Annotated in this window: 10 protein-coding genes; 6 read left to right on the top strand and 4 right to left on the bottom strand. The window is 68.0% G+C overall.

Annotation, left to right across the window (positions count from 1 at the left end):
* Positions 1–58: 58 nt before the first annotated feature.
* On the bottom strand, positions 59–808 hold the full coding sequence (locus tag WS89_RS26155) for an SDR family NAD(P)-dependent oxidoreductase (RefSeq protein WP_059794538.1): 750 nt from the start codon (positions 806–808) through the stop codon (positions 59–61).
* A gap of 162 nt (positions 809–970) precedes the next feature.
* On the opposite strand from WS89_RS26155, the gene WS89_RS26150 reads away from it, so the two are divergent.
* On the top strand, positions 971–1,864 hold the full coding sequence (locus tag WS89_RS26150; RefSeq protein ID WP_059506269.1) for a LysR family transcriptional regulator: 894 nt from the start codon (positions 971–973) through the stop codon (positions 1,862–1,864).
* Positions 1,865–2,026: 162 nt separating this feature from the next.
* Here WS89_RS26150 and WS89_RS26145 read toward each other — a convergent pair whose 3' ends face one another.
* A complete protein-coding gene (locus WS89_RS26145) occupies positions 2,027–3,115 on the bottom strand; it encodes an aldose epimerase family protein (protein WP_059506267.1) in 1,089 nt (362 codons plus the stop codon).
* 27 nt (positions 3,116–3,142) lie between these two features.
* Positions 3,143–4,336, bottom strand: a complete 1,194-nt coding sequence (locus WS89_RS26140) for a XylR family transcriptional regulator (RefSeq protein ID WP_059794635.1) — start codon at positions 4,334–4,336, stop codon at positions 3,143–3,145.
* 264 nt (positions 4,337–4,600) lie between these two features.
* Between WS89_RS26140 and xylA the strand changes: the two genes are divergently transcribed.
* The 5 genes from xylA to WS89_RS26115 all read left to right on the top strand — a co-directional run bounded on the left by xylA (position 4,601) and on the right by WS89_RS26115 (position 11,354).
* Positions 4,601–5,923: a xylose isomerase gene (gene xylA, locus WS89_RS26135; RefSeq protein WP_059506318.1), complete on the top strand. Its 1,323-nt coding sequence runs from the start codon at positions 4,601–4,603 to the stop codon at positions 5,921–5,923.
* Positions 5,924–5,927: 4 nt separating this feature from the next.
* Positions 5,928–7,406 (top strand): xylulokinase, encoded by a 1,479-nt coding sequence (xylB, locus tag WS89_RS26130; protein WP_059794535.1) that lies wholly within the window; start codon positions 5,928–5,930, stop codon positions 7,404–7,406.
* An 86-nt stretch (positions 7,407–7,492) separates the two neighbouring features.
* Complete coding sequence (gene xylF, locus WS89_RS26125) at positions 7,493–8,521, top strand: D-xylose ABC transporter substrate-binding protein (protein ID WP_059506261.1); 1,029 nt, start codon at positions 7,493–7,495, stop codon at positions 8,519–8,521.
* A 65-nt stretch (positions 8,522–8,586) separates the two neighbouring features.
* Positions 8,587–10,146, top strand: a complete 1,560-nt coding sequence (gene xylG / locus WS89_RS26120) for a D-xylose ABC transporter ATP-binding protein (protein ID WP_059794532.1) — start codon at positions 8,587–8,589, stop codon at positions 10,144–10,146.
* Positions 10,143–11,354: a sugar ABC transporter permease gene (locus WS89_RS26115; protein WP_059794529.1), complete on the top strand. Its 1,212-nt coding sequence runs from the start codon at positions 10,143–10,145 to the stop codon at positions 11,352–11,354. Before xylG ends, WS89_RS26115 begins: the two co-directional genes overlap by 4 nt.
* Before the next feature lie 265 nt (positions 11,355–11,619).
* On the opposite strand, the gene WS89_RS26110 is transcribed toward WS89_RS26115, so the two are convergent.
* Positions 11,620–12,576 (bottom strand): mannuronate-specific alginate lyase, encoded by a 957-nt coding sequence (locus tag WS89_RS26110; protein ID WP_059794527.1) that lies wholly within the window; start codon positions 12,574–12,576, stop codon positions 11,620–11,622.
* Between the last annotated feature and the right edge of the window lie 314 nt (positions 12,577–12,890).

Genomic DNA, 12,890 nt, shown 5'->3' with positions numbered 1-12,890 from the left:
GCGTCGGCGGTTGGACGCCGGCAGCGCGCGGTCGACGGCCGCGCGATGCCGGTGAGCCTCAAACCTGACCGACGCCGCCGTCGATCATCAGGTCCGCGCCTGTCATGTACACGCTTTGATCGGATGCAAGGAACACGGCCGCGTTCGCCATCTCCTCGGGCTGCGCGAGCCGGCCGATGGGGATCATGTTCAGGTACATGTCGACGAGGGACTGACGCTCCTGCGCATTCGTTACCTGCGAGTCGAGCATCGGCGTGTCGGTGACGCCCGGGCTCAGCGTGTTGACCCGAATGCCGCGATTCTTGAACTCGGCGGCCCAGGTGCGCGCGTACGAACGCAAGGCCGCTTTCGTCGCCGCGTAGGCTGTGTGACCCGGAATGCCCATCACGTGCATGGCCGACGAAACCAGAATGATCGATCCGCCATTCGTCATGAGCGGCAGGAGCTTCTGCACCAGAAAGACGGGAGCACGGGCGTTGAGGTCGAACGTCCGGTCGAAATGTTCCGGGGTCAGGGTATCGATCGACGCCTGCTCGACCAACGCCGCATTCGACACGACGATGTCGATCGCGCCCTTGTCGGCCCTGACCGCCGACGCGACGCGTTCGAGATCGTCGAGATTCGCCGCGTCGGCCTGGATGGCCGTGACATTGCGTCCGATCCGCTCGACGGCCGCGTCGAGTTGGCCCTGCCGGCGCCCGAAAATGAATACGTGCGCACCTTCGGCCACATAGCGCTGCGCGATCGCGAGACCGATACCGGTTGTGCCGCCGCTGACGACGGCGACCTTGCCTACCAGAGAAGTCATTGGAATCTTCCGTGTATTGGGGGTGACGGAAGAAAGCGTAACGGTCTGCGCCGCGAATGATAATCGGGCGAATCTTCATAAGCGCTATTCCTTGCTAGAATCGCTCGCACTTCAACGTGAGCGATCCGTGCGCGGAAACGAGCGGTTTCGCCAGGGGCTGCAATGGATCGATTGGACGAAGTCGGCGCCTTCATCGCCGTTGTCGACGCAGGCGGATTCTCGGCTGCGGCGCGTAGAACCGGCCACTCGCAGTCGGCCGTCAGCAAGGCGGTCGGTTCGCTCGAGAAACGCCTCGGCGTCATGCTGCTGAACCGCAGCACTCGGAGTGTCACGCTGACGGATCAGGGGCAGCGCTATTACGATCGCATGAAGCCGCTCGTCGACGAGTTCGACGAAGCCGACAGTGAGATGACGAGCAGTACGCTCGATGTCACGGGCCTGGTCAGGATCGCGACGCCTTCGACCTTTGGCCGCCTGCACGTTCTTCCGCTGATCCCGGACTTGCTGGCATCGAATCCCGGGCTTCGGGTCGATCTCGTTCTCTCGGACTTCGTGCGGGACATGGTGGAAGATCGCATCGATCTCGCCATTCGAGTCGGCCGAGTCGACGATGCCGACGCTGTCGTCAAACGCGTGGCAAGCACGCGCCTCGTTTGCGTCGGCTCCCGGGACTATTTCGAGCGCCATGGCATTCCGAAGACGCCTGATGAACTCGTCGATCACAATTGCCTTCTGTATGGTGGCCTTTCGGAATCGGCCGCCAACTGGCCGTTCGTCGGCCCCGCCGGCGACTTCAGCGTGACCGTTCGCGGCAACTTGTCGTCGAACAGCGTCGAAACGATTCGGGCGGGCGTGCTGGCGGGTGTCGGAATCGGCCTCTTCACTCGGGCTTCGCTTACCGACGAACTCGAGCATGCCGGCATCGTCACCGTTCTCGACGAATTTTTGAAAGAAGCGAGAGACATCAGTCTCGTCTGGCCGAAACGCCGGTATGTGCCGGCACGCGTGCGCATGGTGACCGATTTCTTTTCCGCTGCCCTGGCCCAGCGCGATTAGGCAACCACGGGGCTGTCGCCCGATCGGCATCGAGATGATGCGAACCGGAGGGGCGATCAGCCGCCACGATGGCCCGCATGCCGTGGCGGAGCGGTAGTCGCCCGGCGCGACGCCGACGCCGCCTGACGCGCGACGACGCGGCTCGCGCGTTCCGTGCGCGCCCTATGCCTGAACCCCCACCCGATACCGGGTGGTTTGCCGATAGACGTCGCCCGGACGCACGATCGCTTCGTCGCGCAGGCCGTCCATGTTGACCTGATCTGGAAAGCCGCCCGCCTCGACGCACAGCGCTGCGTGTCGTGCGCACCGCGTGCCGCCGCTCACGCGCACGTCGTCGAGGTAGTTGCCCGTATAGAGCTGGAGGCCGCGCTGATCGGTCGACACGATCAACTCGCGGCCGCTCTCCGGATCGTAGACCCGTGCGACGGGCCGGACCTCGCGTGCGCCGTTGCCCACGACGAAGCAGTGATCGAAGCCGCGTGCGCGCGCCAGTTGCGCATGCGGCCAGTCGAGGCGCGCGCCGAGCGGCGCGCTTTGCCGGAAATCGAACGCCGTGCCCGTCACGTCGGCCGTCCCGATCGGGATCAGCGCATCGTCCACTTCGAGGAACGCGTCGGCGTCGATGTGCAGCAGATGGCCGCGCACGTCGCTGCCTGCGCGCCCGTTCAGGTTGAAGTAGCTGTGATTCGTCAGGTTCAGCGGCGTCGGCGCATCGGTCCACCCCGTATAGTCGATCGTCAGCGTGCCGTCGTCGTCGAGCGTGTAGCGAACCTGCACGCTCACGTTGCCGGGGAATCCCGCGTCGCCTTCGGGCGAATCGAGCCGCAGCGTCAGCCCGCCGCTATCGTCGAGCACGTCCCACCGCGCGCGATGAAAACCGTTCGCGCCGCCGTGCAGCAGGTTGCCGTTCTCGTTGCGGTCGAGCAGGTAGTCGACGCCGTCGAGCGTGAAGCGCGCGCCGGCGATCCGGTTCGCCCATCGGCCGATCGTCGCGCCGAGATAGACCCCGGATTCGAGGTACTCGGCCGGCGTGTCGTGCGCGAGCACGATATCGGCAAAGCGCCCCGTGCGGTCGGGCGCGAGCCACGACACGACGGTCGCGCCGAGGTCGCTGACGACGACGCGCATCCCGTGCGCGTTGCGCAGCGTATAGCGCCGCACGGGCTCGCCGTCGGGCAACGCGCCCCACGGCTCGGCATGCACGCGCGCCACGCCGGGCGTCAGGTATGAGGAATCGGTATCGATATGCATGAGTGGATGTCGGATGGGCGGCGGGCGTCAGTTCGTGGCGGCCGCGCGTTCCTGATATTCGCGCGGCGTGCAGCCGAGTTCGCGCCTGAATACCGCGTACATGTACTGAAGCGACGTGAACCCGCAACGGATCGCGACTTCGGCACTCGACGCCTGCCGGCCGGCGAGCAGCGCCTGCGCGGCTTCGAGCTTGTGGCGCAGGATCTCCTGGTGCACGGTGCGCTGCAGTTCGCGCCGGAAGTGCTCCTCGAGCAGCGAGCGCGATACGCCGACATAGTCGGCGACCTGTTCGGTCTTGATGCCCTGGCACGCGTACTGGCGAATGAAATGCCGGGCACGCATCACGTGCGGGCTCGCGAGCGGCTGATGGCGTGTCGATTCGAGCACGTTGATGCCGACCGGCGGCACGAGAATGCGCTGCCCGGGAAAGCGCGCGCCGCGCAGCATCCGGTGCAGCAGGTGCGCGGCGGTGCGGCCCATTTCCTCGGTGCCCTGGATCACCGACGACAACGGAATGCGCGTCAGCGTGCGCGTGAGCGGATCGTTGTCGATACCGATGATCGCCACCTGTTCCGGCACCGCGATGCCGGCGATCAGGCACGCCTGCAGCAGGTGCCGCGCACGCGCGTCGGTTACCGCGATCACGCCGACCGGCTTCGGCAGCGCATGCAGCCAGCCGACCAGTTGTTCGATCGCGTGATTCCAGCCCGACGCGCTCGTCGACAGCCCGCGGTAGATCGGCGCGTCGAGCCCATCCGCACGCGCGAGCCGGTCGAACGCCAGTTCGCGCTGCTGCGCCCAGCGGTTCTCCTGCGCGACCGGCAGGCTGTACATCGCGAAATGTGCGAGTCCCGCCCCGATCAGGTGCGTGTAGGCGAGCGACACGAGCTTCGGGTTGTCCGTCGCAATATATGGGACGCCTTCCGGGTATTGCGCCGGATCCTCGTACGACGATCCGATCGCGACGATCGGCAGCGGCGAACCGGCGAGCGCGTCGGCGACGGCGGGGTCGTCGAAGTCCGCGATGATGCCGTCGCCGTCGAAACGCTCGATCCCGGTGAGCCGGCAGCGGAAATCGTCTTCGAGGAACAGGTCCCACACGACGCGCGTCGTGTGCAGATACTGGCCGATGCCGCTGATGATCTCGCGGTCGTAGACCTTGTTCGCGTTGAACAGCAGCGCGATGCGGTGCGGTGTCTGGGCGGATGGGGCGCGTGTCATCTCGGTGTCGGGTGAGCGCATCGGGGCGCCGTGCCGTTGTCTCCGGGGCGCGATCGCGGGGGCGGCGCGCGGTGGTTTGGTGTACGGCGATTGTAGGACGGAACGTGCGCCGCGCGAACGCGGCTGGCAAGAAACATCAAGCGTGCTGCGCAATTTCGCAATTGCCGGCCGGCAGGCGTGCGGGCACGATCCAGCCAACGAATTCGGCCGCGTGCGTCGTCCCGACGTGCGTTGCGCTGCAACAAGAACCTGCACGGAGACGCCATGTCGTATTTCGAACACATTCCCGCAATTCGCTACGAAGGGCCGCAGTCGGACAACCCGCTCGCCTATCACCATTACGACCCCGAGCGACGCGTGCTGGGCAAGACGCTCGCCGAGCATCTGCGCATCGCGGTCTGCTACTGGCACACGTTCGTGTGGCCGGGTCACGACATCTTCGGGCAGGGCGCGTTTCAACGGCCTTGGCAACAGCCCGGCGACGCGCTCGAACGCGCGCGGATGAAGGCCGACGCCGCATTCGAGTTCTTCACGAAGCTCGGCACGCCGTTCTATACGTTCCATGACACCGACGTCGCGCCGGAAGGCGACAGCCTGCGCGAATACGCGGCCAATTTCGCGCGGATGGTCGACTATCTCGCCGAGCGTCAGCAGGCAACCGGCGTGCGGCTGTTGTGGGGGACCGCGAACCTGTTTTCGCACCCGCGCTTCGCGGCCGGCGCCGCGACGAACCCGAACCCCGACGTGTTCGCGTGGGCCGCGACCCAGGTGCGCCATGCGCTCGACGCGACCCACCGGCTCGGCGGCGAGAACTACGTGCTGTGGGGCGGACGGGAAGGCTACGAGACGCTGCTCAATACCGACCTGAAGCGCGAGCGCGACCAGTTCGCCCGCTTCCTGTCGATGGTCGTCGAGCACAAGCACCGGATCGGCTTCAAGGGCGCGCTGCTGATCGAGCCGAAGCCGCAGGAGCCGACCAAGCATCAGTACGACTACGACGTGGCGACGGTGCACGGCTTCCTCGTGCAGTACGGGCTGCAGAACGAAATCCGCGTGAACATCGAGGCGAATCACGCGACGCTCGCGGGCCATTCGTTCCATCACGAGATCGCGAACGCATTCGCGCTCGGCGTGTTCGGCAGCGTCGACGCGAACCGCGGCGATCCGCAGAACGGCTGGGACACCGACCAGTTCCCGAACAGCGTCGAGGAACTGACGCTCGCGTTCTACGAGATTCTGCGCCACGGGGGCTTCACGACCGGCGGGATGAACTTCGACGCCAAGGTGCGGCGCCAGAGCATCGATCCGGAAGACCTGTTCTACGGCCACGTCGGCGCGATCGACGTGCTCGCGCTCGCGCTCGAACGCGCGGCGGTGCTGGTCGAGAACGACCGGCTCGACGCACTGCGCCGGCAGCGCTACGCGCAGTGGGACAGCGAGTTCGGCCGCAAGATCCTGTCGGGCGGCTATACGCTGGAGTCGCTGGCGGCCGACGCGCTCGCGCGGGGCGTGGACCCGCGGCATGCAAGCGGTGCGCAGGAGCGGCTCGAGAACATCGTGAACCAGGCGATCTACGGGCTGCGCTGACGCCATGTACATCGGACTCGATCTCGGCACGTCGGGCGTGAAGGCGGTGCTGCTCGACCGCGACGGCGCGGTGCGCGCGAGCGCGAGCCGACCGCTCGCGGTGAGCCGGCCGCAGCCGCGCTGGTCCGAGCAGGCGCCGCGCGACTGGTGGGACGCCGCATGCGGCGCGCTCGCCGCACTCGTGTCGGATGCGCGCACTGCCGGCATCGACCCGCGCGACATCGATGCACTCGGCCTGACCGGACAGATGCACGGCGCGACGCTGCTCGATGCCCACGGCGACGTGCTGCGCCCCGCGATCTTGTGGAACGACGGCCGCGCGGATGCCGAGTGCGAGGAACTCGAACGGCTCGCGCCCGCGCTGCGCACGGTGGCCGGCAACATCGCGATGCCGGGCTTCACGGCGCCCAAGCTGCTGTGGGTGCGTCGTCACGAGCCCGACGTGTTCGCGCGCATCGCCTACGTGCTGCTGCCGAAGGATTATCTGCGCTACCGGCTGACCGGCGCGTTCGCGACCGATCCGTCGGACGCCGCCGGCACGCTGTGGCTCGACGTCGCGAAGCGCGACTACGACGACACGTTGCTCGCCGCCTGCGGGCTGTCGCGCGCGCAGATGCCGGCCGTATTCGAGGGCAATCGCATCACCGGCACGCTGCTGCCGGCCGTCGCACGGGCGCTCGGCCTGCGCGAGATCCCGGTGGTGGCCGGCGGCGGCGACAACGCGGCCGGCGCGGTAGGCGTCGGGATCGTGCGGCCCGGCGACGCGCTGCTGTCGCTCGGCACGTCGGGCGTGTATTTCGCGGTGTCGGACGGGTTCCGCGCGAATCCCGAATCGGCGGTGCACAGCTTCTGTCATGCGCTGCCGGGCACGTGGCACCTGATGTCCGTGATGCTGAACGCGGCCGGCTGCGTCGACTTCACCGCGCAACTGGCCGGTTACGACGGCGTCGCGGCGCTGCTCGACGATGCGGAAACGAACGCACGCGCGAGCCGGCCGTGGTTCCTGCCGTACCTGAGCGGCGAGCGCACGCCGCACAACGACGTGAACGCGAAGGGCGTGTTTTATGGGCTCACGCCCGACACGCGGCGCGCGGATCTCGCGAACGCGACGCTCGAAGGCGTCGGCTTCGCGCTGCTCGACGGCATCGACGCGCTGCATGCGGCCGGGCTCGCGCCCGACGGCATCACCGTGATCGGCGGCGGCTCGCGCAGTGCGTACTGGACGCAGATGCTCGCGGACCTGAGCGGCCGTGCGCTGACGCTGCGCGCGGGCGGCGAGGTGGGGCCGGCGCTCGGCGCCGCGCGCCTCGCGCATCTCGCGCTCGAACCGGATGCGGCGCTTGCCGACGTGTGTCCGCAACCGCCGGTCGTCGCGGTGCGCGAGCCCGATCCCGCGCGGCACGCGTGGTATCGCGACGTGCGGCGGCCGACGTTTCGCGCGCTGTATCGTGCGCTCGAACCGGTGTTTGCGACGGGCGCGTGACGCACGTTGCCGTGACTCGATGCGGGCGGTGCAATCCGGCGGCCGCCCGCGGTTCGTGAGGTGGTTCCATAACAAGGAGTGGAGACATGAAATCCGTGACGCGTCGTACCGTATTGAGTTCGCTTGCCGGCGCCGCCGCGCTGGCAATGCTCGCGCTGGGCACGCCGCTCGCGCACGCGAGCAAGGACAAGCCCGAGATCGGCTTCTGCATCGACGACCTGCGCGTCGAGCGCTGGTCGCGCGATCGCGACTATTTCGTCGCGGCCGCGACGAAGCTCGGCGCGAAGGTGTCGGTGCAGTCGGCCGATGCAAGCGAGGAGCGGCAGATTTCGCAGATCGAGAACCTGATCTCGCGCGGCGTCGACGTGATCGTGATCGTGCCGTTCAACTCGAAGACGCTCGGCAACGTCGTCGCCGAAGCGCGCAAGGCCGGCATCAAGGTCGTGTCGTACGATCGCCTGATCCTCGACGCGGACGTCGACGCCTATATCTCGTTCGACAACGAGAAGGTCGGCGAGCTGCAGGCGCAGGGCGTGTTCGACGCGAAGCCGAAGGGCAATTATTTCCTGCTGGGCGGCGCGCCGACCGACAACAACGCGAAGATGCTGCGCGAAGGACAACTGAAGGTGCTCAAGCCCGCGATCGACCGCGGCGACATCAAGGTCGTCGGCCAGCAGTGGGTGCCCGAATGGAGCGCGTCGACCGCGCTGCGGATCGTCGAGGACGCACTGACCGCGAACAACAACAAGATCGACGCGATCGTCGCATCGAACGACGGCACGGCCGGCGGCGCGATCCAGGCGCTCGCCGCGCAGCATCTGGCCGGCAAGGTGCCGGTGTCCGGGCAGGATGCGGATCTGGCCGCGGTCAAGCGCGTGATCGCCGGCACGCAGACGATGACCGTCTACAAGCCGTTGAAGCTGATCGCGAGCGAAGCCGCTAAGCTCGCGGTCGATCTCGCGAAGGGCACGAAGCCCGCGTTCAACGCGCAATACGACAACGGCAAGAAGAAGGTCGATACGGTGCTGCTGCAGCCGACGCTGTTGACCAAGCGCAACGTCGACGTCGTCGTGAAGGACGGCTTCTATACCCAGGCCCAGCTGGCGAGCCAGTAAGCGTACGACGGGCGCGACGCGCGGTCGCCGCGACGGCGGCCGCGCTTACTGCGAGGCATGAACGAATGACGGAACCCTTGCTGACGATGCGCGGCATCGTCAAGGCATTCGACGGCGTGAAGGCGCTCGACGGCATCGACCTGACCGTGCGGCCCGGCGAATGCGTCGGGCTGTGCGGCGAGAACGGCGCGGGCAAGTCGACGCTGATGAAGGTGCTGTCGGGCGTATACCCGCACGGCACGTGGGACGGCGAGATCCGCTGGGAAGGCGCACCGCTCGCGGCCTCCGGCGTGCGCGACACCGAGCGCGCGGGCATCGCGATCATCCACCAGGAGCTGATGCTCGTGCCCGAGCTGTCGGTGGCCGAGAACATCTTCCTCGGCAACGAGATCACGCTGCCGGGCGGGCGCATGAACTTCGCGGCGATGGTCCGGCGCGCCGAGGAGCTGCTGCACGAATTGCGGATCGACACGATCAACGTCGCGCAGCCGGTGATGAACTACGGCGGCGGCCACCAGCAGTTGATCGAGATCGCGAAGGCGCTGAACAAGCACGCGAAGCTGCTCATCCTCGACGAACCGTCGTCGTCGCTGAGCGCGTCGGAGACGCGCATCCTGCTCGACATCGTGCGCGACCTGAAGCGCCGCGGCGTCGCGTGCGTCTACATCTCGCACAAGCTCGACGAGGTGGCGGCCGTATGCGACACGGTCACCGTGATCCGCGATGGACGTCATGTCGCAACCGAGCCGATGAATGCGCTGACCACCGACCGGATCATCGCGATGATGGTCGGCCGCGAGATCCGCGACCTGTATCCGCGCGAGCCGCACGAGATCGGCGACGTCGTGCTCGACGTGCGCCACGTGACGTGCCGCGACGTGACGAACGCGCGCCGCAAGCGCGTCGACGACGTGTCGTTCAGCGTGCGGCGCGGCGAGATTCTCGGCGTGGCCGGACTCGTCGGCGCGGGCCGCACCGAGTTGATGCAGGCGATCTTCGGCGCGTATCCGGGCGCGTGCACGGCGAGCGTGACGATGAACGGCCGGCCATTGTCGATCCGCTCGCCGGCCGACGCGATCCGCGCCGGCATCGCGATGGTGCCGGAGGACCGCAAGCGCCACGGCATCGTGCCGCAGCTCGGCGTCGGCCACAACATCACGCTGGCGGTGCTGCAGCGCTTCGCGGCGCGCGGGCGGATCGACGCGGCCGCCGAGCTCGACGCGATCCGCACCGAGATGCAGCGGCTGTCGGTGCGCGCCGCGCATCCGTTCCTGTCGATCGCGAGCCTGTCGGGCGGCAATCAGCAGAAGGCGGTGCTCGCGAAGATGCTGCTGACCGAGCCGCAGGTGCTGATCCTCGACGAGCCGACGCGCGGCGTCGACGTGGGCGCGAAGGCCGAGATCTACCGGCTCGTCTTCGCGCTGGCCAAGCGCGGCGTCGCGCTGATCGTCGTGTCGTCGGAACTGCCGGAGGTGCTCGGCCTGGCCGATCGCGTGCTGGTGATCGGCGAAGGCGAGTTGCGCGGCGATTTCGTCAACCAGGGCCTCACGCAGGAACAGATTCTCGGCGCCGCGCTGAAGCCCGCGCGGCTGCCCGCCGAACCCACCGCAGCGAGTGCGATATGAATTCCGAACTTTCTTCCTCGACCCCGGCGGCGCCGGATGCGGACGCGCGTCGTCCGGACGGCCGCGCGCCGCGGCTGGCGTTGCGCCATGTCTTCACGCGCTACAAGGTGCTCGCGCTGCTGTTCGCGGTCGTCGCGATCTGGGCGTTCTTCTCGGTGCTGACGGACGGCGCGTTCGTCACGCCGCGCAACGTATCGAATCTGCTGCGGCAGATGTCGATCACCGGCATGCTCGCGTGCGGCATGGTGTTCGTCATCATCGCGGGCGAGATCGACCTGTCGGTCGGCTCACTGCTCGGGCTGCTCGGCGGCGTCGCCGCGATCCTCGACGTCAACCGCCACTGGCCCGTTGCGGCGACGGTTCCGGCCGTGCTCGCGCTCGGCGTGCTGATCGGGCTTTTCAACGGCTGGTGGTCGACCTATCGGCGCGTGCCGTCGTTCATCGTCGGGCTCGGCGGGATGCTCGCGTTTCGCGGCATCCTGCTCGGCGTGACGGGCGGCTCGACGATCGCGCCCGTGTCGGACGGCTTCGTGTTCATCGGGCAGGGCTATCTGCCGCGCCTGGCCGGGGACGGCCTCGCGGTCCTGCTGTTCGCGGTCGCGACGCTGCTGGTGGTGCGGCAGCGCGGCACGCGGCGGCGCTACCGGCTCGCGGTCGCCCCGTTGTGGCAGGACGTCGCGAAGATCGTCGGCGCCGGGGCGGTGCTGTTCGCCTTCGTCGCGACGCTCGATCGTTACGGCGGTATTCCGGTGCCCGTGCTGCTGCTGCTCGTGTTGCTCGGCGTGTTCTCGTGGATCGCGACGCAGACCGTGTTCGGCCGGCGTATCTATGCGGTGGGTTCGAACCTGGAGGCGACGCGGCTGTCGGGCGTCGACACCGATCGCGTGAAGCTCGTGATCTTCGCGCTGATGGGGCTGATGTGCGCGTTTGCCGGCCTCGTCAACACGGCGCGGCTCGCGGCCGGGTCGCCGTCCGCCGGCTCGATGGGCGAACTCGACGCGATCGCCGCGTGCTTCATCGGCGGCACGTCGATGCGCGGCGGGTCGGGCACGGTCTACGGCGCGCTGATCGGCGCGCTCGTGATGGCGAGCCTCGACAACGGGATGTCGATGCTGGACGTCGACGCGTACTGGCAGATGATCGTCAAGGGCGCGGTGCTCGTGCTGGCGGTGTGGATCGACGTGGTGTCGCGGTCGAACCGGCGGTGACGAAGCCGTGTCGGTCGCGCATCGACACGGAGAAAGACCATGGCGCGAAACGCGATGCGCTTGCCGGACGGTGCCGGCGCCCGGGCCCTTCGCGATGCCGGATGCAGGGGCAGTGCCCGGCCTGGACGACCCGCGCTACCGGCAAGTGATCGCGGATGCACTGCGGCGCTGCTGCGCGAGCGTTTCGACGCGCTTGCCGAAGCACTCGCGTTCGCGATGCGCATCGCCGACCCGTGCGGCCGGCCGCGGCCCGATGCGCCGCGCGTCATGGCAGCGGCGCGCCCCATGCCGCCGTCACGTCGCCGCCGAGCCGCCATTCGCTGAACGGACGGCGCGGCGCGACGATCGCCGGCAGGCGGCGATCGTGAAAGCGCGCGTAGTACGGCTCGACCCAGCTCAGTTCGTCGCGAAACGTCCAGGGGAACAGGTCCTGCTTGATCGGCGTGATCTTCGTGAAACTCGCGGGATCTTCCACTGCGTCGATCACGAGGTTCGCGAGGCGGCCGATCGCGCCGTCGTTTTCGCGGTAGAGATCGATGTTGCGCCGCTGAACGAGTTCGGCCGCGAATACGAGAGGCAGCAGCGCGAACGTGTGATAGTGAAGCGCGCGGGCGCCGCGCTTGACCTCGCGCTCGAGCGAACCGTCCGGGCGGATGTCGCGGATGCCTTCGCGCACCCGCAGCAAGCCGGAATCGATCAGGCTTGCATTGTCGGTCACGGTGCCGATCGCGATCAGGTCGAGCCCGGCCCAATACACGAGGTTGTTGTGCAGATGGTTGATCGCTTCGGCATTGCGGGTCGCGATCGCGATGCGTTCGAGCCACGGGTCGATCGCGTTGAATGCCGCGCGATTCGCTTCGCGCAACCCGTGCGGCATGCGCAGGATCACCATCGCGAAATCGGTGCCGGCCCACGAACGTTCGTAGTAGCCCTGATAGCCGGAGATCGGGCCCATCAACGCATCCGATTGCGCCCAACCGTCGAGTAGCGTCAACGCGCACGACCAGTCGCCGCGATCCGCCGCCGTGTTCAGCTTCGCGACGAAGTCGCGCATCGGCTTCACGTCTCGCGCATAGCCGGTGGGGTCGTCGTAGTAGCCGGGCGGGTCGATCGTCCGCACGGGCGGCGGCACTTCGCATGCATGGCTGGCGGAGGCCGTGCCGGCGAATGTGCCGACGGCGAACAGGACGGCGCACAAGGTTCGAACGGAAAGGGCGCGCATGGGGCTCGACGGGGAAGTTTCGGGCGGGATGCCGAACCGAAGGCAGTCTAGCGCCCGGGGCTTTCGCCCGGCTTTCCACGGCGAGCCGTTGCCGATCCGGCCCGGCTGGCCGTCGGCGCGACGCGTCGCAGCCGTGGCGGCTGCGCGCGACATGCAATACGCAATTCTGTCGTCCTCGACTGCCAGCCCGATCCGATGAAGCGTCCGGCGTTCTCCACCCAACTCGTCATGCCGTGGGCACTCGTCGCGGCGCTGCTGCTCGCGCTGGGCGCGCGGTTCGTGGTTGGCGGCTGACGCGCGATGCCGGTCAGCCG

It is taken from the genome of Burkholderia sp. MSMB1072 (genome assembly GCF_001524725.1).
Classification (GTDB): domain Bacteria; phylum Pseudomonadota; class Gammaproteobacteria; order Burkholderiales; family Burkholderiaceae; genus Burkholderia.
This window is presented reverse-complemented; position numbering and strand designations above follow the sequence as displayed.